Annotated in this window: 21 protein-coding genes; 2 read left to right on the top strand and 19 right to left on the bottom strand. The window is 44.6% G+C overall.

All coding sequences use genetic code 11. The annotated features are described in order from the left end of the window. Positions 1 to 193: 193 nt before the first annotated feature. A complete protein-coding gene (locus LIX84_RS05840) occupies positions 194 to 598 on the bottom strand; it encodes a hypothetical protein (protein WP_005394736.1) in 405 nt (134 codons plus the stop codon). 273 nt (positions 599 to 871) lie between these two features. On the opposite strand from LIX84_RS05840, the gene LIX84_RS05845 reads away from it, so the two are divergent. Next, positions 872 to 1,537 (top strand): DUF2982 domain-containing protein, encoded by a 666-nt coding sequence (locus tag LIX84_RS05845; protein ID WP_048625698.1) that lies wholly within the window; start codon positions 872 to 874, stop codon positions 1,535 to 1,537. An 18-nt stretch (positions 1,538 to 1,555) separates the two neighbouring features. On the opposite strand, the gene LIX84_RS05850 is transcribed toward LIX84_RS05845, so the two are convergent. From LIX84_RS05850 to nrfB, 15 genes are all read right to left on the bottom strand, one after another. Next, positions 1,556 to 2,212 carry an MBL fold metallo-hydrolase gene (locus tag LIX84_RS05850; RefSeq protein ID WP_226420883.1) on the bottom strand — a complete coding sequence of 219 codons (657 nt, stop codon included), beginning with the start codon at positions 2,210 to 2,212 and terminating at the stop codon, positions 1,556 to 1,558. A gap of 95 nt (positions 2,213 to 2,307) precedes the next feature. Then, on the bottom strand, positions 2,308 to 2,856 hold the full coding sequence (locus LIX84_RS05855; RefSeq protein ID WP_226420884.1) for a DUF882 domain-containing protein: 549 nt from the start codon (positions 2,854 to 2,856) through the stop codon (positions 2,308 to 2,310). A 166-nt stretch (positions 2,857 to 3,022) separates the two neighbouring features. Beyond that, positions 3,023 to 4,564 carry a L,D-transpeptidase family protein gene (locus LIX84_RS05860; RefSeq protein ID WP_226420885.1) on the bottom strand — a complete coding sequence of 514 codons (1,542 nt, stop codon included), beginning with the start codon at positions 4,562 to 4,564 and terminating at the stop codon, positions 3,023 to 3,025. A 141-nt stretch (positions 4,565 to 4,705) separates the two neighbouring features. Continuing rightward, positions 4,706 to 5,788 (bottom strand): DUF1513 domain-containing protein, encoded by a 1,083-nt coding sequence (locus tag LIX84_RS05865; protein ID WP_226420886.1) that lies wholly within the window; start codon positions 5,786 to 5,788, stop codon positions 4,706 to 4,708. Continuing rightward, complete coding sequence (locus LIX84_RS05870; RefSeq protein ID WP_226420887.1) at positions 5,769 to 6,806, bottom strand: imelysin family protein; 1,038 nt, start codon at positions 6,804 to 6,806, stop codon at positions 5,769 to 5,771. The genes LIX84_RS05865 and LIX84_RS05870 overlap by 20 nt, the downstream gene beginning before the upstream one ends. A 10-nt stretch (positions 6,807 to 6,816) precedes the next feature. Next, on the bottom strand, positions 6,817 to 8,199 hold the full coding sequence (locus tag LIX84_RS05875) for a di-heme oxidoreductase family protein (RefSeq protein ID WP_226420888.1): 1,383 nt from the start codon (positions 8,197 to 8,199) through the stop codon (positions 6,817 to 6,819). A gap of 97 nt (positions 8,200 to 8,296) precedes the next feature. After that, the gene (locus tag LIX84_RS05880; protein ID WP_226420889.1) at positions 8,297 to 9,559 is read right to left on the bottom strand and encodes an imelysin family protein; all 1,263 of its coding nucleotides are present in this window, start codon (positions 9,557 to 9,559) and stop codon (positions 8,297 to 8,299) included. Positions 9,560 to 9,735: 176 nt separating this feature from the next. Further along, a complete protein-coding gene (locus LIX84_RS05885) occupies positions 9,736 to 10,392 on the bottom strand; it encodes a GTP cyclohydrolase II (RefSeq protein WP_005394759.1) in 657 nt (218 codons plus the stop codon). Positions 10,393 to 10,608: 216 nt separating this feature from the next. Then, complete coding sequence (locus LIX84_RS05890; protein WP_005394761.1) at positions 10,609 to 10,785, bottom strand: hypothetical protein; 177 nt, start codon at positions 10,783 to 10,785, stop codon at positions 10,609 to 10,611. Positions 10,786 to 10,931: 146 nt separating this feature from the next. After that, the gene (gene nrfF, locus LIX84_RS05895; protein ID WP_005394762.1) at positions 10,932 to 11,342 is read right to left on the bottom strand and encodes a heme lyase NrfEFG subunit NrfF; all 411 of its coding nucleotides are present in this window, start codon (positions 11,340 to 11,342) and stop codon (positions 10,932 to 10,934) included. Beyond that, complete coding sequence (locus LIX84_RS05900; protein ID WP_041852916.1) at positions 11,329 to 11,862, bottom strand: DsbE family thiol:disulfide interchange protein; 534 nt, start codon at positions 11,860 to 11,862, stop codon at positions 11,329 to 11,331. The genes nrfF and LIX84_RS05900 overlap by 14 nt, the downstream gene beginning before the upstream one ends. Next, positions 11,840 to 13,744, bottom strand: a complete 1,905-nt coding sequence (locus LIX84_RS05905; RefSeq protein WP_226420890.1) for a heme lyase CcmF/NrfE family subunit — start codon at positions 13,742 to 13,744, stop codon at positions 11,840 to 11,842. The genes LIX84_RS05900 and LIX84_RS05905 overlap by 23 nt, the downstream gene beginning before the upstream one ends. 9 nt (positions 13,745 to 13,753) lie before the next feature. Beyond that, the gene (nrfD, locus tag LIX84_RS05910) at positions 13,754 to 14,725 is read right to left on the bottom strand and encodes a cytochrome c nitrite reductase subunit NrfD (RefSeq protein WP_226420891.1); all 972 of its coding nucleotides are present in this window, start codon (positions 14,723 to 14,725) and stop codon (positions 13,754 to 13,756) included. After that, complete coding sequence (gene nrfC, locus LIX84_RS05915) at positions 14,722 to 15,408, bottom strand: cytochrome c nitrite reductase Fe-S protein (RefSeq protein WP_020196497.1); 687 nt, start codon at positions 15,406 to 15,408, stop codon at positions 14,722 to 14,724. The genes nrfD and nrfC overlap by 4 nt, the downstream gene beginning before the upstream one ends. 1 nt (position 15,409) lies before the next feature. After that, on the bottom strand, positions 15,410 to 16,012 hold the full coding sequence (gene nrfB, locus LIX84_RS05920; protein ID WP_226420892.1) for a cytochrome c nitrite reductase pentaheme subunit: 603 nt from the start codon (positions 16,010 to 16,012) through the stop codon (positions 15,410 to 15,412). A gap of 467 nt (positions 16,013 to 16,479) precedes the next feature. Between nrfB and nrfA the strand changes: the two genes are divergently transcribed. Further along, entirely contained in the window at positions 16,480 to 17,889 is a 1,410-nt protein-coding gene (gene nrfA / locus LIX84_RS05925; protein ID WP_152812101.1) for an ammonia-forming nitrite reductase cytochrome c552 subunit, read from the top strand. A gap of 87 nt (positions 17,890 to 17,976) precedes the next feature. On the opposite strand, the gene LIX84_RS05930 is transcribed toward nrfA, so the two are convergent. From LIX84_RS05930 to gyrA, 3 genes are all read right to left on the bottom strand, one after another. Then, a complete protein-coding gene (locus LIX84_RS05930; RefSeq protein WP_104971905.1) occupies positions 17,977 to 18,531 on the bottom strand; it encodes a hypothetical protein in 555 nt (184 codons plus the stop codon). 41 nt (positions 18,532 to 18,572) lie between these two features. After that, on the bottom strand, positions 18,573 to 19,196 hold the full coding sequence (locus LIX84_RS05935; RefSeq protein ID WP_226420893.1) for a TPR domain-containing protein: 624 nt from the start codon (positions 19,194 to 19,196) through the stop codon (positions 18,573 to 18,575). A gap of 123 nt (positions 19,197 to 19,319) precedes the next feature. Beyond that, entirely contained in the window at positions 19,320 to 22,040 is a 2,721-nt protein-coding gene (gyrA, locus tag LIX84_RS05940; protein ID WP_226420894.1) for a DNA topoisomerase (ATP-hydrolyzing) subunit A, read from the bottom strand. Positions 22,041 to 22,124: the final 84 nt, after the last annotated feature.

Genomic DNA, 22,124 nt, shown 5'->3' on the forward strand with positions numbered 1-22,124 from the left:
TTCCCTTAACGATGCAAAAGAAAAATGATACGTACGTACTTCTCTGCCAAAAAATTTACATAGTATTTAAGAAAATGTGACAAAGCACTTATTGGCAGCGTTAAAATCAATACCTAATGGATTATTTTCAATACGAAGATAAAAAAATACCTCGGCATTGGCCGAGGTATTCAAGCTAGAACGGTAGCGGTAATTAAACTGCTTTGTAGATAACTTTGTTACCTGCTAACTGCTCTTTTTGAACTAGGTTTTCTTCAAGAAGCTTCTTCAGTGCGCCAGTAGCCCATGATGCCGCTTTAGTATCTTCTTGACCTGCAGCTAGACCAATGCCTTTAGGGTTGATACCTTCAGCATTTGCTACAACGATGTCTAATACTTGTTGTTGCTTAGGAGTAAGGGCAACATCAACTGTTTTCACTGCAGCTACTTTTTTCTCAGCTACTACTTTCTCCGCAACAGCTTTTTCAGCAACAGAAGGTGCTACTGCTTTTTCGGCAACAGGCTTCACTGCTTTAGGTGCTGCAGCTAAGTTTGCTACTGTCGCTTTAATGCGTTTTTGCAGTTTCATCTGCACTTTACGCTTATGAGCAAGTCTCATTGAATATTTCTCCAGTTCACTGCATCTCAGCAGGGATGAAAATTTGAAGCGCGTTTTATACCAAAATTCACAAGCAATTTGTAGGTTTTAGCGGCGAAACGCGATGAAAAATGCGCTCAAAGCATAGAACGTCTACTATTTAATCAGATATTTTATGAACGGATTTATTGAATACTGGGTATAAAAACAGAGGTTTCTTTTATTTCAAATGCAAGTCAATGCACATTTAGTCATCCACGCATTTTTGATCAAGTATTCGATGAGGTTATAAGCATGGAAACGCTGCACCTAACAAATTCACATTTCAAACCCGACTCCCCTATCAACAGAATACTTTTGTTGCTCGTTGCACTGATAACCCTGTTTTTGGTTGTCATTTCTCCGGGATGGAAGCAAGCCATGTTGTCGGTCATTTTGATGTCTGCAATTGTTGGTTTCGCCATCTTGATGATCAAAAAAAGCCAAGTCACTTTTACGCTGACAGCTTCTCACTTCCAACAACATCTTTTTAAAGGCGGATGGGTCGTCCGATGGCGAAATATTGAGTCAATAGGGATTTGTAGCTACCAGCAGGAAGGGTGGCATCAGCCGCTACCTTGGATTGGTATTCGTCTAAAACACTACTCACCTTATTTGGATTCGATCTGCCCTCGTATAGCGACAGAAATTCTCCTTAGCCAACGCGCACTACTTTATTTAGGTGCGAAGCAGAATCAGTGTGAAGAAAAGTTTGAAGATATGGTGCTTGATCCTAAGCCATACATAAACAGCAACGGGGTTGAGTATAAAGGCTTGCTGGCGATGCTCGCCAACCGTATGAAATATCAAAGAGGATTTTACGGCTACGATCTGTTTATATCAGCCAGTGACCTAGATCGTGAAGCAGAGGATTTTGTGGGACTGACTCGGCGATACTTAGCTGCCGCCGAGCCAGAATAATGCTTAGTACACGCGCTTTTAGTAAAGCGGCATCTCGTCAGCAACAAACGGGTTAGTTTTACGTTCGTGACCGAAAGTCGATTGAGGGCCGTGACCAGGGACAAACGTGACATCATTGCCTAAAGGCCACAATTTCTCTTTGATAGAGCTAATCAAGGTATTGAAATCACCTTGTGGGAAGTCAGTTCGGCCAATGCTACCGTTAAACAATACGTCGCCCACAAACGCCAATCGCGCTTCTTCACTATAAAGAACAACGTGACCAGGGGTATGACCTGGTGTGTGGAATACCTTTAATACTTGATTACCAAATGTGACAGTGTCACCCTCATTTAACCATTTATGCGGTTCAAAGGCTTCAGTCAATGGGAAACCAAACATTTGGCTTTGCCCTTCTAGACCTTGTAGCCAAAAATTATCCGCTTTATGAGGACCAATGATCTCAATACCACCAAGCATTGCAGCCAGCGGCTCTGTTCCGCCAACATGATCTAGGTGACCATGGGTCAGCACCAAGTTGACGATCTCGATGCCAAGCTCTTTAATGAGCATAGCAAGTTGCTTTTCGTCACCGCCTGGGTCAATAACGATGCCTTTCATCGTTTCATCACACCACACGATAGAACAGTTTTGAGAAAAAGATGTCACTGGGACAACTTGGTATTTCAGAGCCATAGAAAACCTATTACCAAACAAATTTGCGTTAAAACTGGCGCAACTATGACACTAACCCCATGCGACTTCAAGACCTGCTGAGGCTTGCTATTGACTTACCAAGAACGCACAGCACCTGTGTCGATATGGACAAAGTTACTACTTGGATAATACCCAACACCACCAGCTTTCAAGCTAATTGCTGCATCGCGTACAGTAGACAATTTCACTCCATCAAGACGGAAGTCTATGGCCTTACCTTCCATATGAAGACTTTTCTTTGCCACTCCACTAGCCCCTTTGCGCAGGGACGCATTGGTCAAAGGCGAACGGTAACCAGAAATTACAATGACTTCTGCATCTGTACCGATCAGCTTTTGAATCTGGCTGATTTGATCGAACAAGCGTCGATCCATCGGATGAACTTCGTTTCGACGGTGATCACGACAAAACTCATTCAGCTTTTTTAGTTCATCATCAAGATAGCGTTTACCATCGAAATAGCATGTTTCGAGGAGCTCTCCAGTATTAAGGTTGTTCATCGCCAACTCACGTGGCTCGTCAGGGAATGAAGCCCATGAAATCGATGGCAAGGCAGATGCCAATACCACGCCACCAACGGTCATTTTAAGGAAATCTCGGCGGGAAAAATTACGACTCACCATTTCAAAAAACAATGCTCAACAACTAAACAAGTCGCGGACATTACCCAAACACCTTTGTCACGTCAAACGCATAAATCGCTCCACCCTAATTTTAAGATGTGGTGATTGACGCTTAATTATTGAGCAAACAGAAGATTCTTAGTTTTGTAAATTTTACTTAAAGATTTCAACTACGGTGATCGTATTTATAGATATCATCTCGGTAGTAAAGTGTTCCCTCTTCTAGCCATGCGGTTTGATAAATAATGTGCACTTGGATGCGTTCTCCTAAAGGAACCGACGTGTTAGAGCGACGCGTACTTTCCCGTTTTTTCGCTAAGCGCTCTTCTAGTCCCTGAGTTTTGAATAAGAGCTCCGCCAGTTGGTCGGCATGTTCAACGCGGACACACCCGGAACTGAATGCGCGTCTATCTCGTTCGAACAAGTTTTTACTTGGCGTATCATGCAAATAGATAGCTTGGGGGTTTGGCATATTAAACTTATACAATCCCAATGCATTGTGTAAGCCCGATGCCTGTCGCATACGATAAGGAAATGTTCTCGGATTCACCGTCGCCCAATTGATGGTTGTAGGGTCAATAATTTCGTTTGACGTCCAAGACCGGATGATTTGAATGTTATGGTTAATCAAATACATCGGATTACGTTTCACTTTAGGAATGATGTCTTTCACCATTATGGTCCATGGCACATTCCATGTGGGGTTGAGAATGACGGAGTCAAGAGTCCCCGACATGATTGGTGTTTTTCTTGAGGCTCTGCCAACCACAACTTTAGACTCGAACAACGGTTGACCATCGTGCCAATACGTTACTTCGTATCCAGGTACATTTACAAAGACAACATTATCTCTGTCTTTGGACCAAATCCTTGAACGTTCTGAGTTCAGCGCCAATAGATGCAATCGTTCTTGAGGAGAAAAGTTGATCCATCGAATGGTATTCGGGCCAATCACCCCATCCTCTTTCAAGCCATGAATACGCTGAAACTCTTTCACCGCTAACTCTAATTCTTCATCATACTGTTGGGTCGTGATATCTAAATACGATACATCCACACCAACCACTTCCATACGCTCAATCAGAAGCGGTTTATTTTCTAATTGGTCACCGACACGGGCAAGGCCCGTTTGTTCATAGATTGGATATTGATACTGAGCGTGCTCGGATAAAGAGGAGTAAGCGGAATAAAAAGCTTCGTCCGTTTGTAAAGGAGAGCGAAGGCTTGCTAAGAATTGACTAAGTTTGTCTACCGTAATTTCGTTACTCAGTACGGACAAAGTATCGATGCTAGGAGCAGGTAAAATCACGTGGGCTTTGTTAGCAAATAACCAATTGATACCTTCTTCAGGGAGCTGCTCGAGATAGCTGAGATACATCAAGAGTGAATCTGTCATTACCAAATCAAAGTCGAGGTTATCTCCCTGCCATCGAACTTGGTTTATACGATGGAGTTGATTCTCGAATTCGTCCGTGACGCCAGCAAGAGCAACCAGGTTTACTTGAAAAAGAAACTGCTCAATATCGCTTTCATTTTCCCAGTTCAAACGGTAATTAGTACTTTGATAAAGCTGGTCAATCACCTCTGGATAATGGATCATTTTTTCGACAGACAGCTTTTGTACCGCTCCCTCTTGCTCTGTTTGTGCAGAAGCTTCGAGAGAAACGACGGTAGAAAAGCTGAAAAACGGCACCATAAGTGCCGTCATGATTAAAACCCTAGCAAACACTGAAACGATCCTTGCGCTACTTGCCATAATGAAAAGTATGGCAAATATCTCACAGCTTGCAGGTTTAAAATTAAGAATCTGATGTTGAAATTAACATCAAGTTTCTTTATCTATTTGGGTTCAAACAATCTTTGACCAATGGTTATCCCATTGAACACCACTAAAAGAAGCGCTTTTATGTGTCGTTGGCCTTTGCTCAACCACTTTGCCAGCACCAGAGCTGACTCGGAACTCATCGCCATAGACCACAACACCAGAGGCGTCTGGTAACGCACTTAGTTCTACCAATTTCCCTGTAGATTTAGACCATATCCCATAACAACTGCCTGGAGGAGAAGTCGCAAGGATCCATTCATCCGTCGCCGCGATACTCGCGACATAGTGATTAAATCTCGCCCACTCTTCGGGTTCCGCATGCAAAGATTGCATCACGCCTCCACGAGTGTGCATCGCAAGTAAAGCTGGGTATTCATCCGGCTCTCCACGATATTGCTGACCACACAGTACCGTCTCTGCACCATCATGCGCTAAATGACGGATGCTCAACTTATGATCTGGTAAAGAGACTTGACCCAACAGCTCACCTTCTTGTGAAAGGTAACTCAGGCTTGGTCTCATGCTATCTAGATTGAGCGGTTCACGGCCGTTGGTGTGTACGCCACCGACGCCAATCGCTAATGCGCCATCAGGCATCATGATCACTTCATGAGGGCCGAGGCCAAAACCTGTTAACTCATCGATCTTTTGATATTGCTTTTGCACATCATAAACACCGATGATCCCACGGCTTGTGCCCCTTTCCCCTTCTGTAGCAAATAGCAACATACCGTCATGGGAGTAAACACCATGACCATAGAAATGGCGATCCGGTTCTGCTAGCTGCAGCTTGATCATCTGCTCAGAGCGATAATCAAACACCATGAAGAAAGTACCCGGTCGACGACCAAAGACCACAGCGTGACCTTGTGGGTTGGTCGCCACACCATGACCACGCTCAGGAATCGGCAACGAAGATAGCGGCATACCATGCTCATCGGCCACTACCGCTGTGTATTTATCTCGGCCGATGATTGAGCAGCCAATCAACGCTGGTTGACGTGAACGTGTTGAAGTACAACCAAATGGCATCATAGGTGCGGCCGCACCAAAGAGAGCGGCTTTCAGTAAGGTTCGGCGGGTTTGATCAGTCACCATCGGTTGCATTAAATCCTATAACCACGCCAAGCTCAATCGCCACTTCTTCGTGAATCAAGTACTTCAATTGCTCTAGCTTGTTGTATTGAGCGAGTACCATGCGGTAGCCTTCTTTACTTTGTAAAGCCGTGAACAAACTCTTATCTTCAGGCCATGTTTCCAACGCCATTTCAAACTGGTGAACAACACGGTCAGCGAGATCTGCATGGCCTTGCTCTCTTAGTAGCGCATCTAGGCCATTTCCGTTAGCAAAGTACAACGCTTCCATCCCTTGAAGGTTGGCTTTTAAGTTTGAAAGTGAGGTCTCTGAACGCCACGATTCTGAAAAATACGGGCGAGGCTTACCAATCTTCGCTAATGGACGACTCAACTTCTTCATGCTGTAGTCAAGCTGATTAGAGAGCAGCGAAATGTACTCAGATTTCCATTCCGTCATCTCTAACGACTTCCAAGGATTTTGTGCCCAAGAGTCTGCGATGATCTGCGCTTTGTTTTCTAGGTTTTCAGCAATTGCAACACCTGTCGTACAGGTATTGCTGTTGCTAGATAAGGTCGACGCTTTATCGTAAAGCAGCCATTCGAGCGCACCTAAACCTTGCACAGTGACACTTTGCGTGGAGATCTTTTCCGCACTCCAAACTTGGTCAGATTTCGTCAGCACAGACATTTTTCGGCCAGTGGTGTTCTTTTTATCTGGCCAAAACTGGATATTCCAACTTTGCTCCAACGCCGTAGCAGGGCCACGCTCTTGACCTTGTAATGCCATCCACGTCAGCATAGTTTGGTGCCATTGCTGTTTTAATTGCGCATCATCTTTCGTCTCTGATGTGCAGTAATCCGCGAAGCTTTGTTCTAGTTCTGTGGTTTGCGCTAAAAATGTCTGCGCAGATTGAAACTCAACTTCATAGACCGCTTGAGAAATATGACTTGTACTCTCAGGCTTGGCAGAGCTCGAACCGACTGTCGATTGGCAACCAATCAAACTTAACGTTGCGGCAATCGCACTCACTAACAGTGTTTTTTTCATGGTTGCTTCCTTATAGAGAATTCAGAAACGCAATCAATGCATTACGCTCTTTTTTGTTCAGTGCTAGCACGTTTTGTTTGGCCGTTTCCGCTTCGCCGCCGTGCCACAACACCGCTTCCATCAGGTTACGGGCGCGGCCATCATGTAAGAAGTAAGTATGCCCGTTTACTTCTTCGGTATAACCAATGCCCCATAGGGGTGCCGTTCGCCATTCACGGCCGTTTGCTAAGTACTCAGGACGGTTATCGGCTAAACCTTCCCCCATGTCATGCAGAAGCATGTCTGTATATGGATGGATAAGCTGCTCAGAAAGCGCTGGTAACTCTGGTCGCTTCGCCGTTTTGACACTGGTCTTATGGCAGCTTTCACAGCCAGAAGCCGCAAAAATTTGCTGACCGAGTTTCACGCTAGGATCGTTCATATTTCGGCGAATAGGTACGGCTAAGTGCTGGCTGTAAAACTCAACGAAGTCGAGAATATTTTCACTCACTTCTGGTTTGCCGCCATTTGGCATGTCGTCACAAATACTTTGTTTCGAGGTACAGTTTTCATTGGGGAATAAATGGCTCGTCAGCCCCACATCACCATTGAATGCTGCTGCATTTTGCTGCATTAACGTCGGTTGTCCGGCTTTCCAGCCAAAACGACCAATTGAGAAGTCGTCCTTCTCAATCTCCCAAACCTTGTTTACTTTGCCTGAGATGCCATCTTTGTTGGCATCTTGTTCATCAACCCAAGCCAGTAGCGTTTCGTCAGGAATACTCTCTAACAAACCAAGGCCGATCATTGGCGGTGCAACACGCGCTGAAAATTCCGTATCAGGGTGCATATCGCCGTAACCTAGATCGGTAATATTCAAATGAGGTTTTCTTAGTGTCACTGTCGTGCCGTCTTTAAACTTCACTGGCACATCGGTGTACGTGATTTCGATTTTTCCTTCTGGCGTTTGATCTTGCAGGGCAAAGTCTTGGAGCTGGCCGCCATAAGTCGGCTCAGGTATAACGCCGTCTCTGATGTACTCTGTTTTTTGTTCTGACGTCATCGCAGGGATGCTCAAACGCACTAACATGGACACCGCATGCAAATCCTTTTGCTCAGGAGGATGACCACGACCATCTTTGATGTGGCAGTTTTGACAACCATTTGTATTGAAAAGAGGTCCCAAACCATCTCTGGCATCGGTAGACGCTGGCGCTTGTACCCAAGGGTTGCGGAAAAAACTATTACCCACGCTAAAATCAAGACGTTTACTCATAGGAAGGTTCGCGGCAGGAAGAGAATACGCGTTGGCGCCTTCTTTTTTGACGCTCGTTTGTCCACCAGATTTCACATCATACGCGATAGCAGTAGAAGAAAAGATCACGGCCAAGGCCGAAATTAAGTAAGGCTTCATATCATTGCTCTAAAACACAACAAGAGGGGTGGGATAACAGCGAGTTAAAACGGTAAAGGGCTCAAACGAGCCCTTTCAATTATTTTTTGTACTTTGATTAAAACTCGTGGTCTGCAGTATCAGGGCTTAGGCTATCAATACCAATGATACCCGCAGCACGTTCAATTGAACCGGTTTGAGCAACCAATGACATGATGGTGTCATTCACTAACGTGTTGCCTTGTGCATTACCCGCTGCAATTAACTGGTCGAAGTGTTGGTTGTTCTTCTCCGCAGACGTAACCAATTTACCAACTTGATTACGCGTAACATCAAACTGCTTCTGGATCTCTTTAGCTGCTTGTTTGTCTTTTTGAGTCACTAGGTCAGCAATACTCGGACCAGAAAGCAATGTGCCGTCTTCACGCTTGTAAAGACCTGTGTAAACGTTATAGATGCCCTGCTCGTTGTAGTAATGAGAGTTGTGCGTATTGTCTGAGAAACAATCGTGCTCATCTTCTGTCGAGTTTGCTTCCAACGCCACCTTCATACGCTCACCAGCAAGCTCACCTAAAGACAATGAACCCATACCGAACAACATTTTACGTAGGCCATTATCCGCAGAATCATTAAGAAACGTTTCACGGTAGTTGCCTTTCACTTCCGCAGACCACTGTTTTTCCATCCATTCAAGGTCTTGAACCAGTAGATCGGCTGCCGCTTTTAGGTACTCACCACGACGGTCACAGTGACCATTCGTACACTCAGAACCGACAACGAAGTCTGTGTAAGCGCGCTGACCTGCGCCTGCGTTTGTGCCGTTTAGGTCTTGACCCCAAAGTAAGAATTCAATCGCGTGGTAACCTGACGCAACGTTTGCCTCAGAACCACCTACTTCGTTGAGATCCGCTAGCAATTCTGGAGTAATGTTTGAAACGTCTAGTTTAGAAGCACCAATCTGTAAACTGGTGTTTGCGATGATGTTTGCAGCAGCGCCTTCGTTACCGAGTTCATATTGGTAATCTGTCGCTACGTAGTCAATTAGGCCTTCATCAAGTGGCCATGCATTTAACTGCCCTTCCCAGTCATCAACAATCGCGTTACCAAAACGGAATACTTCAGATTGTTGGTACGGAACGCGAGAGTCTAGCCACGCTTGTTTTACTTCTTCAAGCTTATCCGCTGATGGCGATTTTAGGAATTCGTCGATTTTTACGTCGAGCGTTTTCGCCGTTGTCACTGAGTCAGCAAAGACTGCATGTGCAACGTCTGCATAATGTTCAACGACTTGTTGTTTCGTTACTTGGGCAGCAACGGTAGAACCACTGGCAATGAGGAGTGATGCAGCAATAGATTGGACTAAAACTGTTTTTGCATTCATCTGAAGCATCCTTGTTGAGCAATTTATTTGTTTTATTCGTAGTGCTAATTATTCTTATTTGCACTATTAGTCACGAGATAATACAAATTTACAATTTATTTTCAACTCTAGATACAAAAAAAGCCTCATCATTGTGAGGCTTTTAACATGCAAAACTGATAATTTAATAAATAAAATCAGAATTTTAGATTGTGCTTACCATGAGAAACTTTTGCTTTTAGGTAGCTTTCATTACCATCTTTAATATGTGCAGAGGTATTGACAACCTCAACAATCTCGATGCCGTATTCTGCTAATTCACGGATTTTCTTAGGGTTGTTGGTCACAAGGCGAATTTTACTTACACCTAATGCTTCGAGCATTTGCGCTGCTTCAGTGAAATCACGCAGGTCATCGTCAAAACCCAAATGGTTGTTTGCTTCATAGGTGTTCATACCTTGGCTTTGCAAACGGTACGCATCAATTTTGTTGTATAGACCAATACCACGACCTTCCTGACGTAGGTATAAAATAATACCGCCAGATTCGCCCATGCGTTGAATGGTTTCTTCTAATTGCTCGCCGCAATCACAACGGGATGAGTGAAAAACATCACCAGTAAGACATTCTGAATGCATACGCACCAAAGGCGTTTCTTGCGTTTGATCCGCTTGCCTAAAGATAACTGCCACATGCTCTTTATCTGTCTTCAGGCCACGAAAAGACAGGATTTCAGCATCGATATTACTTTTAGCCCCGACTTTAAAATCTACTCTGGCACGTACTTCCGCCATATCTATACTCACTCGATTTATTGCTTGATGCGCTTGATGCGTTTTCGTTATTGCATTCATGGGATTCACTCATTGCTCTTCAACTATGGGGATTGATACCGCATTTTTCAATATAGAGATCACAATTGAGAGCAGTTATCCCCTAAAGACAGCCAAAGAGAACAACTCCCCGCGCTGACGAATTGTTATAGTATAACAATTTTGAAAAACTACAATAAAAAACCCCAGACAAATTTTGTCTGGGGTTGATAATGAGTTGTATGTAGGGGTGATGATTTAATGTGTTTGGCTACGTTTCCAAACCGTAAGCTCTATCCATACCGCTTCGAGTTCTTGAATTTCTTCTTCGGTTAATACGGCAAGAGACGATGTAACTTGAGGCAGTTTCGAGGTTTGCAATGCACGAATCTGCGAATAAAAGTCTTTTTTTAACTGTAATATAACTGAATCCACTGCGTGCACCTACTTAGTTCTTTTATTACTTCTCCAGCTCAAATCGTTGATTTTCTTTATACTGGAATCTTCATAAATTCGGAAAAATGATAACATTCTGTTTGTTATCTGCACGATTTATTTCCCATAGTGGAATAGTGGTCACATTATTGACGCTTTATCATTTTGATCGAAAATAGGATAAAAAAGATCAAAAGTAATAGAGGAAAGATCCACAACGCCGCTGTCGAATAATTAAATGGTGGCTGATACAAAACGATATTCCCATATCTCTGAACCAAATAATCTTTTACCTCTTGATCCGTGCTTCCTTCGTTTACCATCGAGTACACTTTCAATCTTAAATCTTTAGCGGCTTGTGCATTAGATTCAACAAGGTTTTGGTTTTGACATTGCGGGCATCGTAAAGCCTTGGCTAATGCATTTGCTCTTTGTTGCAGTTCAACGGAATGAAATTCAAACAGATCAACATGCTGCGTAATTTGCTCTGCTTTGACCCAAGAAGAACACAAAGAAAACAAAACAATAATGAAGTAAGCATATTTAAAGTGAGACATTAAAATACCCTGAAAATAACGAGTTCCATTTGTCTATTGTTAACTTACCTCTATATTTGATCAAAACATTGCCATTTTGATCAATTAAGTAAGTTTCTGGCGTTCCTATTACACCAAGTTCAACCGCCAGTTGCCCATTAGGATCGGATATAACTTCGGTATATGGATTGTGTGAAGAGCTCAAATAGCGTTTAGCCGCGCTCTCTTTATCTCGATAGTTAAGACCAACGATGGGCACACCTTGTCGAGCTAAGTTGAGCAAATCATCATGTTCTTGTTTACAAACCCCACACCAAGACGCCCAAACATTCAATAGCACATAACCTTGATTTTCTAGTACTGCATCGGTGATTCGATTGCCTGAAATGAGTGAGTAAGCGGTAAAATCAGGGATAGATAACATACGATTTTGTTGTATTTCTACGTTTGGTCTATCGGATAATGCCATTGTCGCGGTGACAAAAAAAATCGCAACTAGCAATATGAGAACGATCAGTTTAAGCGTATTTTTCGATCTCATTACCTTTTCCCCTTAGATTCATCATACTCCCCAAAGAACTTATTACGATTAAAGCGCCACCAAACCATATCCACCATATGCCCGCGCGATATTGCACTTTAATTGCGTAGGCGCTGTTGTCGAGCTTGTCACCCAAAGTGATGTAGTAGTCTCCATGCCATAGTGATCGAATAGCGGGCTCGGTCATATTCATCACGCGTACAGGGTAATGCCGTTTCTCGGGTTGAAAGTTCAACGCCTTACCGCTCTCCAAATAAAGATCAACACTTCCCTGTTCTGCGGTGTAGTTCGGCCCAACTAACCATTCAATTCCATGATAATCAACGGTGATACCCGCTTTTTGATACGAGCTACCAGGCTCTGCCCGTAAGTTGTATTCATACGAATAGTCACTATTAAATACTGCTCCGCTTGCAGCCAACGCAAAGCCAATATGAGCAAGAAGCATAGGCATTAATTTGCTCTTGTTTTCTGCATAAAACAGCAAAAGCAAATGAGAAACCACTACCCACGTCGCTAATACCAGAGTAATCAAAGTCGTTATATGAAGCTCTTTTGTAGTAAAAACGAAAATAGTACTAACCGCAATAACATGAATACCGACAAACCCAATGGTTTTAACGGCATGAGGACTGGCTCCTTTCGTCCACTTCAACACGGGCATAAAGGCGAGAAAGGTCAGAGCAACTAATGTAAGGGGAAAAACGAGGCTGTTAAAGTAAGGTGCCCCAACGGATATATTACCCAAGCCAAGCAGTTGATAGAGCATTGGGTAAAAGGTACCGAGGAAAACAATCGCCATACAAACAACGAGAAGTCCAATAGCGATGTATACCATGTAGGCACGACTTATTAACGAATCGAGCGTAAAACGAGGAATATGTAGCCCTCGCACAATGAGCACACCAAAAGTGACAACCACCAAAACGCTGAGAACAGCAAGAAGTACTACACCTTTGGTTGGATCAACCGCAAACGCGTGTACTGAGGTTAATACACCCGATCTCACCACAAATGTGCCGAGAATACTCAAACTGAACGTCGCAAAAGCCAATGCGTAGGTGCTCCAAATTGCTCCTTTATTACGCTTCGACAACACACCGCTATGCAGTAGTGCGGTACCCACTAACCAAGGCAGCAAAGACGCGTTTTCTACCGGGTCCCAAAACCACCACCCGCCCCAACCTAATTCATTGTATGCCCACCAAGAACCGATCAAAATTCCAATTGTTAGCGTACCCCAAGCAAAGAAAGCGGCACTACGGGCAACACCATACCATTCATTTATAGGTCGCTTCGCTAATAACGCAGCTAAAGCGAACGCCAGTATCGCGGCATAACCAACGTAACCCAAATACAACAGCGGTGGATGAATAATAAGCCCGATATCTTGCAACATCGGATTGAGATCTCGTCCCTCCAACGCTAGCGTCTGAGCATACTCAAAAGGATTGGACGTGGTGAGGGTAAACCAAGCGAACATAGCAATAAGTAAGTTCATGATACCCAAGCAATCGCCTGTATATTGAGTGCAAACTGGCGACTTGATAGCAATAAAAGAGGCCCATAAGCTCAACGTAACCACCCAAAACAACATAGACCCTTGATGGCCGCCCCAAGCAGCTGCAATCTTAAACGCGATAGGTAACTGGCTGTTCGAGTGTGTAACCACATACTCAAGCGCAAAATTATCCTGAATAAAACAGACTATCAAAAGCGCCAAACAAACTAAGGAGGCTAAGCTGATAATATGAGACGTTGCGGTTTGGTGTGGCAACACTCCCTTCTTACTCAGCGTAAAGCAAACCCAATGCAGCAGCGTCGCACATGTCGATGCGACAGCCACCAATATCAACAAAAAGAAACCGAGCTCAGCCTCCATTTTGCCTCCTTACACGATGGTCATTTGACCAGCATAGAGAATGAAAGTACGCAGCATGAGTACGCCAACCAAACTCAACGTTGTGACCGCAAAAACGTAACTTCTCCTATGACGAACTTCAGAAGGCGTCAACCAATTAAGAGTCAAAGGCGTTATCATGCCGATGAGCACCACCCCAACCCAGAACCACTGAGCCCAGAATCCACTCGAAATGGCATTCCAAGCCGCGGCTTCATTTTGCCCGCCACTAAAGATAAGCCCAGTAAAGAATGTTACTAAGACAAACAGCTCAAACAATACCACTGGGCGTTCAAATCCGTGCACCCAAGACACACTAGGGCTGCTGGTCGACTCTTTAAACACCAAGATGCCGAACATCAAACATGCTGCTGCGCCAGATGACAAACTAGAGAATAGGAATAAGATTGGCAGTACTGGATTGTTTAGCATTGGGTAAGTCTTCAATGCAGACAATAAAAAGCCGGTGTATGCCGCAAGCACGATGGCTAAGAAGCCCAAGAATAATTCAATTGCGTTGTTGGCTTTCCCCGCCTTAATCAAAATGCCATCAGCAAAATCCAGCAGTTTGCTTGGTAACTTCCCTTCACAGAAGCTGATGATTTGATGGCGGAAGATAACGCCGATCCAAACAAACAGCACTAGCATGTACACTTGGAACAAGATCACGCCCATCGACATCACGGAAGTCGGGTTGTAGTAAATCATGATCTTCCAAAACTCAAGCGGTTTAGTTAAGTGGAAAATCAAAATCACTAAGCCAGAAATAATGCCAAATGGCGCTAGCCAAGCCATTGCTTTTATAATGCCATTGTTTGCGGGATCACCTTCAATCACTTTGCGTTTTAAATAGATAGAAATCATCACCGCACCTGCTGACATCCCTGCGAGGAATAAGTAAATCGCAATAATCCAATCCCAGACTAACGAGTCAAAGTGGAATGCACTTTCGAAGCCGTTCATGATGACACCTCCCCTTTGCTATGCGGAATTTTGTACAGTTTAGGCTGCGTACCTAAATGCGATTTATCGCGATAGACAACATGGCTTTCAATGGCTTTGCTCACCTCACTAGTTGGGTCATTCAAATCACCAAAAATGAGAGCTTTTGTTGGGCAAGATTCCACGCAAGCTGGCTGCTTACCTTGCGCTAGGTTGGTATCACGGCAGAAGTTACATTTATCCGCAGAGTGATCGACTGGATTAAAGAAGCGCACTTGATAAGGACAAGCAGCAAGGCAATAACCACATCCGACACATTTCTCTTTGTGCACATCCACGATGCCGGTCGCTTCATCTTTGTATGCAGCGCCTGTTGGACAAACGTATACACATGGAGGGTTATCACAGTGCTGACAGGATTCGCGAGTAAACTGGTATTCCACATCTGGGTATTCGCCAATCGGTTCACTGCGATGAATTTTAAGTCGCGTTACGCCTTCAGGGACTTTATTTACTTCGCGACAAGCATCAGTACAGGCGGTACAGCCAATACAGGCATTTTCATCATGAACCATACCCATGCGCTTCGCCTGTTCACTGTTGCTGGCATAAAGAGAGGAGCTAACAACGGAAGTGCCTGCAACGCCTGTAGTTAAAATCAACGCGCCGCTGCCGGCTAAAAAGTTTCTTCTCGAACATTTCATGCTATCTCTCCTCTTCTTTGGCAAGTTCAGGTTCGACGGCAAATTCAGAGTGACAATCCACACACTGCTTGATCAGTTGTTTTCTGTCGTACGACAACGCTTTGGTTTTCGCTGCGTGTACATCGTGGCAATTTGAACAACTGAGATTCTTGGCGTGCACATCGTGCGTCCAATGCTTTTCTCTTAACTTAAGTGGCGCGTGACAATCCACACACTGGCTATTAGCTTTGAGAATCAAGCTTGGGTCAAGGGACACTTTGTCGTGCACCGCTTTCGATTGCGCAGCAGAAAACTTAATCACATCGGGTGCACCTTCACGGTGATCAGGGCCGATGTTGCTGTGACAGTTAGTGCAATTGAGCTGCTTACCTTGACTCAATAACGCTTGCGAATCATGCGATAGATTCAGAGTATCTTTAGCATCCTTATGACATTGAAGACATTTATAGTCTCGGTCACGGATCAACTCGACTTGATGACGCTCAGCTTGAGCACCTTCAACTGGCTCTGAAGAAGTCGCATGGGCGGCGGTGAAAAAACCATAGATGGCAAAGATGAAGAGAAATTTCAGCATTGTCTCTATGGTCAATTTTATATTGCCCATATTTTTCTTTCCTTAGCTCGATAATAATTGATAACTCTTATCAACTATTATTTGAGCAACAATTAATTTCCTCTGAAGATATTTTTACACCTTCAAATGACATCAATTCTTATTTTGGAAAGCCACAACGCTAAACCTGTATTTATAATACCTCTATAATTCCTAAGAGGTAGAATCACATGTTCAAAAAGCGACCTTAATCACCTTATTTTTAGAATGGTTATACCCATAACACGCTGTGATTAAAGGGGATTACAACATACCACTTTAGGGGTATATGAACTTAAACATGATTAAGATCACTAGCATAAATTGATCTAAAACAAGGCCAATTTCGGTCACTATTTCATCTATTCAATTCACTATTAATATTAACGATAGATCTCCGATTCTTATTTGGAATAGCTCCTCACAACGCTGCTAATAAAAACGAATATGGAGATAACACCGTGAGCATAAAACACTGGATGAGCGCACCTATCGCGGTTGCGACCTTATTCGCCAGCCAATTATTTTTGGTTGGTGCTCCTTTGGCGGCAGAGGATACTGGTCTCATAGAGCCTCGCAATGATACCTTTGAACAAAACCATCCTGACCAATATCACTCTTGGAAAGCCACATCGGAAAGCGAGCATATTGAAGATGCCTTAAGTGAAGACCCAAACATGGTGATCTTGTGGGCTGGTTATGGTTTTGCTAAAGACTACAACAAAGCGCGCGGTCACTTTTACGCGCTTGATGATGTGAGGCAAACCCTCAGAACTGGCGCACCAGCAGACGAAAACTCCGGGCCAATGCCGATGGCTTGTTGGAGTTGTAAAAGCCCAGATGTCGCCCGCGTAATTGAAGAGCGCGGTGAAGACGGCTATTTTGAAGGTAAATGGGCGCGCTTGGGCTCAGAAATCGTCAACCCTATCGGTTGTTCCGACTGTCACAATACGGGTTCTGAAGCCTTCAAGAAAGGCGAACCCGCACTGGCACTGACTCGCCCATACGTCGAGCGTGCTTTTGACACCATCGGCAAAAATTTTGACCAACAATCTCGCTTAGATAAACAAGCGTCAGTCTGCGCTCAATGTCATGTCGAGTACTACTTCACAGGTCCGACTAAAGCAGTCAAATTCCCATGGGACATGGGGACCAACGTCGCTGATATGGAGAAATACTACGACGCGTTGAACTTTAAAGATTGGACGCACGCCGTTTCTAAAGCACCAATGCTTAAGGCGCAACACCCAGGTTTCGAAACTTGGAGAGCGGGTATTCATGGCAAAAACAAAGTGGTGTGTGTGGACTGTCACATGCCTAAAGTAACCAAAGAAGACGGTACGGTATACACTGACCACAAAGTGGGTAACCCGTTTGATCGTTTTGAAGACACCTGTGCGCAATGCCATACTCAAACCAAAGAGCAGCTACAAGGCATCGTTTCGACTCGCAAAGCGCAAGTACTAAACATGAAGCTAACCGCCGAGAAGCAAATTGTGGCAGCGCACTTTGAAGCTGGTGCAGCATGGGAAGCAGGGGCAACAGAAGAAGAGATGCAACCTATCCTACAAGATATTCGCCATGCACAATGGCGTTGGGACTACGCGATTGCTTCTCACGGTGTTCACATGCATGCTCCTGAGGTAGCACTTGAAGTACTCGGTACCGCAGTTGATCGCGCTGCTGACGCTCGTACTAAGTTAGTTCGTTTACTGGCAACAAAAGGTATTACTGACCCAGTTCAAATTCCAGATATCTCGACCAAAGCAAAAGCGCAACAAGCACTAGGTATGGATATGGAAAAGATGAACGCAGACAAGAAACACTTCCTAGAAACGGTGGCACCAGAATGGGATAAAGCAGCTGCTGAGCGCGAAGCAACGTACTGATCAGTATCGATTACACTAGGTTAAATGGATAAAACGAAGGGCGCACGTTGCGCCCTTTTTGTTTGATAGAAGGCAGAGGAAAACAGATTAGCGACGAGGAAGTCTCGGCCTAGGCTGAATATGTGGACGTGTTTTAGGCATCTGCACATTTGGGCGTGTAACTGGGCGTTGGATCTTCGTTTCCGGCAATGCTTTTCTTTGTTGAAGCTTTTCTGCCACGGCTTTGTCTTGTAAAGCCGTAGGCTCGATGCGCTCGGGGCGGTTCTCCCACTTGGTTTGAATCTCCTGCTTTTGCTCGTCAGGCAGCGATTGCCAATGATCGTCAAGCTGTCGCTTCATGTTATCGATGTTGGCGGACATATCATCGTCTTTCCAATCTTCGACTTTGTCTTTGATGGATTGCTGTTGCTCTTCATCCAAGCCATTCCACCACTCTTCTAGTTTCTCTTTGTATTCATCGTCGTTGTCGCAACAACCCGGATAGTAATAAATCCAGTAGTCGTCATGATCGTACCACCAAGGGTCGTAATAACCGGAAGAGTAATAAACCGTAGATGAGGTGCCAGAATGTTCGGAAGAGCTACAACCCACTAACACGGAGCCGCACAGCACCACAAATATTCCGAACGCTTTATTCTTCATTCGTCCCCCACCTTTCTTCTACTACTTATTAGAGTCTACGCCTACAACAGCTCTTTCGCTTTATTGATCGAGTTAATAATTTGTACTCGATCTAAGCTTGGATCGTTCGAGTCGAGTAATAGCACCCAAGTATCAATGGCTTCCTGAAAGCGGAATGACAGAAAATGATCATTGGCAATCAACGACAAAGCCGCTTCATTATGCGGTTCTATCTGCAAAGCTTGTTCTAGAAGCAAACTGACTTCTTGCGTCATTGATTGCTGGTGAATGTAGTATAAGGTCGTTGCTTTCGCAGCAAGTTGCGTGGCACCGACTGGCTCAGTTAGTTGGATGGCGTAATCAAAACAAATCAGTGCGCCATCCAGTTCTCCCTCTAGCAGGTAGCCCTGCCCTAACTGAAACCACAATTCGGCATTGTTTGGGTCTTCACGTAATTGGTCTTGAATTTCCTGCATGATATCGCGAGCAGTCATCATTCGAGAGACTTCAGCTTGAATAGGTTGTGGAGGAGATTGACGCAACAATAAGAAGCTAACGCTGGTTAACACTAGTACCAAAGCACAAAAACCGAACCATTGTGCCGCTCTTACTCTTGAAGCGCTGAGCGATAATACGACGACGAATAATCCCATCAAAGTGATGGCAATGAAAAACCAAACAGACATAACGCGCTCCCTAGACAAACTGAGTATTAGTGTACTGGTTTAATGCTTGTATTGCGTTGATACAGGTACAAAAAAGCCGAGCAACTGAGGCTCGGCTTTTTACATTAGAATAGTAACGAAAGATTACTCTTCGTTACCTTCCTCTGCATCATCAGCGGCTGGCGCTTCTGGAGTATCTTGCTGCGTATTTTCGTCTGTTGACTCTAACGCTTCTGCTTCTTCACCAGCAGGCAGCTCTTCGTCATCAACTTCTTCAATACGTTGCAAACCAACAACAGATTCGTCTTCCGCAGTACGGATAAGCGTTACACCTTGCGTGTTACGACCAACCTGGCTAACTTCACCCACACGAGTACGTACTAGTGTACCAGCGTCGGTGATCATCATCATTTCATCACCTTCAACAACCTGGATAGCACCAACTACCGGGCCGTTTCGCTCAGAAACTTTGATAGAAACGACACCTTGAGTGCCTCGACCTTTTGTCGGGTACTCGCTCAGCGCTGTACGTTTACCATAACCGTTTTCTGTAACCGTTAGGATGTCGCCTTCGTGCGAAGGAACGATAAGTGATACAACTTGGTCATTTTCAGCCAGTTTCATACCACGAACACCAGAGGCAGTACGACCCATAGGACGAACACCTTTAAACTTGATCTCTGGCTGACCATTCTCATCAAGAACTGGCTTACCATTTTCGTCAAGTACTGGAATTTCTTCTGCTTCTTTAAAGCGAACCACTTTACCCGCTTTAGAGAACAGCATGATTTCGTTTTCGCCGTTAGTGATATCCACACCGATTAACGAATCGTCTTCACGTAGGTTTACCGCAATCAGGCCATTTGAACGAACATTTGCAAATTGGTTCAACGGCGTTTTCTTAACCGTACCGTCACCTGTTGCCATGAAGATGAATTTGTCTTCAGAGAATTCATCAACACGCAGAATCGCGGTAATGCGCTCACCTTCTTCTAGTGGAAGGATGTTCACAATTGGCTTACCACGAGCAGTGCGGCTCGCTAGAGGCAATTGGTAAACTTTCAGACGGTATGTTTTACCGCGAGTAGAGAAACACAAGATGTTATCGTGGGTATTCGCCACTAGAAGACGCTCAATGTGGTCTTCATCTTTCATCTTGGTCGCACTCTTACCTTTACCACCACGGCGCTGTGACTCGTAGTCGCTCAGTACTTGGTACTTAACGTAACCACCATGCGATAGAGTAACCACAACGTCTTCACGCGCGATCAGCTCTTCCATGTCGATATCATGGCTCGCAGCTGTGATTTCTGTACGACGAGCATCACCAAAGCCATCACGAACCGCTTCAAGTTCTTCGCGGATCACTTCCATCAAACGCTCAGTGCTCGCAAGGATATGCATGAGTTCAGCGATTTCTTCTAGAAGTGTTTTGTATTCGCCAAGAATCTTCTCGTGTTCTAGACCTGTTAGTTTATGTAAACGTAGATCTAGGATAGCTTGTGCTTGTTGCTCAGTCAGGAAGTACTGACCATCACGAATACCATATTCAGGCTCTAGCCATTCAGGGCGTGCAGCATCTGTACCAGCACGCTCTAGCATTGCTGAAACGTTGCCTAAATCCCAACCACGAGCGATAAGGCCAGCTTTTGCTTCAGCCGGTGTTGGCGCCTTACGGATAAGCTCAATGATTTCATCAATGTTGGCAAGCGCTAGCGCTAAACCTTCAAGGATGTGGGCACGTTCACGCGCTTTACGTAGTTCGAAAATAGTACGACGAGTCACAACTTCACGACGGTGATCAACGAAGCACTTCAACATATCTTTCAGGTTGAATAGCTGTGGTTGGCCATTGTTTAGGGCCACCATGTTGATACCGAAAGTGGTTTGCAACTGAGTCTGAGCGTATAGGTTGTTTAGAACCACTTCGCCCACAGCGTCGCGCTTACATTCAATAACAATACGCATACCGTCTTTATCTGACTCGTCGCGCAGTGCACTGATGCCTTCAACTTTCTTAACTTTAACTAGCTCAGCGATTTTTTCGATCAAGCGAGCTTTGTTTACCTGGTATGGGATCTCAGTGACGATGATGGTTTCTTTACCATTCTTCTCCACTTCGATGTCCGCTTTCGAACGCATGTAGATTTTGCCGCGACCTGTTTTGTACGCGTCTACAATGCCTTTACGACCGCTGATCAGCGCCGCCGTTGGGAAATCAGGACCAGGAATGTAATCCATTAGTTCATCAATAGTGATTTCTTCATTATTGATGTATGCAAGACAGCCATCGATCACTTCGCCAAGGTTATGAGGCGGGATGTTGGTTGCCATACCTACTGCGATACCAGAAGCACCGTTAACCAATAGGTTTGGAATTTTAGTTGGAAGAACCGCAGGGATCTGCTCAGTACCGTCGTAGTTTGGTACGTAGTCTACGGTCTCTTTGTCTAGGTCAGCCAATAGTTCGTGGGCAATTTTTGCCATTCGAACTTCGGTGTAACGCATTGCCGCAGCAGAGTCGCCATCGATAGAGCCAAAGTTACCTTGACCATCGACCAGCATGTAACGAAGCGAGAACGGTTGAGCCATACGTACGATTGTGTCGTACACAGCACTATCACCGTGTGGGTGATATTTACCGATTACGTCGCCGACAACACGGGCTGATTTTTTATATGGTTTGTTCCAATCGTTGCCTAGTACGTTCATCGCGAATAAAACGCGGCGGTGTACTGGTTTTAGGCCATCACGCACATCTGGAAGAGCACGACCCACGATGACTGACATCGCATAGTCTAGATATGAACCTCTAAGCTCATCTTCAATGTTTACGGGCGTGATCTCTTTAGCTAAATCGCTCATAGAGCCATTATCCCTCTATTATCTGATCGTAATTACGATACGTGTAAGGTGCAAAAATATAACACACAATTCATCACTTCGGCA

Origin of the sequence: Vibrio sp. E14 (assembly GCF_020515785.1) — a bacterium.
Lineage (GTDB): Bacteria > Pseudomonadota > Gammaproteobacteria > Enterobacterales > Vibrionaceae > Vibrio > Vibrio diabolicus.

Excerpts from the sequence above, each read along its gene's own strand:
- LIX84_RS05885 (WP_005394759.1), bottom strand. The coding sequence starts at position 10,392 with ATGAATGCAATAACGAAAACGCATCAAGCGCATCAAGCAATAAATCGA.
- LIX84_RS05860 (WP_226420885.1), bottom strand. The coding sequence starts at position 4,564 with ATGACGGCACTTATGGTGCCGTTTTTCAGCTTTTCTACCGTCGTTTCT.
- LIX84_RS05865 (WP_226420886.1), bottom strand. The coding sequence starts at position 5,788 with ATGCAACCGATGGTGACTGATCAAACCCGCCGAACCTTACTGAAAGCC.
- LIX84_RS05845 (WP_048625698.1), top strand. The coding sequence starts at position 872 with ATGGAAACGCTGCACCTAACAAATTCACATTTCAAACCCGACTCCCCT.
- LIX84_RS05840 (WP_005394736.1), bottom strand. The coding sequence starts at position 598 with ATGAGACTTGCTCATAAGCGTAAAGTGCAGATGAAACTGCAAAAACGC.
- LIX84_RS05850 (WP_226420883.1), bottom strand. The coding sequence starts at position 2,212 with ATGGCTCTGAAATACCAAGTTGTCCCAGTGACATCTTTTTCTCAAAAC.
- nrfB (WP_226420892.1), bottom strand. The coding sequence starts at position 16,012 with ATGGGCAATATAAAATTGACCATAGAGACAATGCTGAAATTTCTCTTC.
- LIX84_RS05880 (WP_226420889.1), bottom strand. The coding sequence starts at position 9,559 with ATGAATGCAAAAACAGTTTTAGTCCAATCTATTGCTGCATCACTCCTC.
- LIX84_RS05930 (WP_104971905.1), bottom strand. The coding sequence starts at position 18,531 with ATGAAGAATAAAGCGTTCGGAATATTTGTGGTGCTGTGCGGCTCCGTG.
- LIX84_RS05875 (WP_226420888.1), bottom strand. The coding sequence starts at position 8,199 with ATGAAGCCTTACTTAATTTCGGCCTTGGCCGTGATCTTTTCTTCTACT.
- LIX84_RS05905 (WP_226420890.1), bottom strand. The coding sequence starts at position 13,744 with ATGGAGGCTGAGCTCGGTTTCTTTTTGTTGATATTGGTGGCTGTCGCA.
- gyrA (WP_226420894.1), bottom strand. The coding sequence starts at position 22,040 with ATGAGCGATTTAGCTAAAGAGATCACGCCCGTAAACATTGAAGATGAG.
- LIX84_RS05870 (WP_226420887.1), bottom strand. The coding sequence starts at position 6,806 with ATGAAAAAAACACTGTTAGTGAGTGCGATTGCCGCAACGTTAAGTTTG.
- nrfF (WP_005394762.1), bottom strand. The coding sequence starts at position 11,342 with ATGTCTCACTTTAAATATGCTTACTTCATTATTGTTTTGTTTTCTTTG.
- LIX84_RS05935 (WP_226420893.1), bottom strand. The coding sequence starts at position 19,196 with ATGTCTGTTTGGTTTTTCATTGCCATCACTTTGATGGGATTATTCGTC.
- nrfD (WP_226420891.1), bottom strand. The coding sequence starts at position 14,725 with ATGAACGGCTTCGAAAGTGCATTCCACTTTGACTCGTTAGTCTGGGAT.
- LIX84_RS05855 (WP_226420884.1), bottom strand. The coding sequence starts at position 2,856 with ATGGTGAGTCGTAATTTTTCCCGCCGAGATTTCCTTAAAATGACCGTT.
- nrfA (WP_152812101.1), top strand. The coding sequence starts at position 16,480 with ATGAGCGCACCTATCGCGGTTGCGACCTTATTCGCCAGCCAATTATTT.
- LIX84_RS05900 (WP_041852916.1), bottom strand. The coding sequence starts at position 11,862 with ATGAGATCGAAAAATACGCTTAAACTGATCGTTCTCATATTGCTAGTT.
- nrfC (WP_020196497.1), bottom strand. The coding sequence starts at position 15,408 with ATGAAATGTTCGAGAAGAAACTTTTTAGCCGGCAGCGGCGCGTTGATT.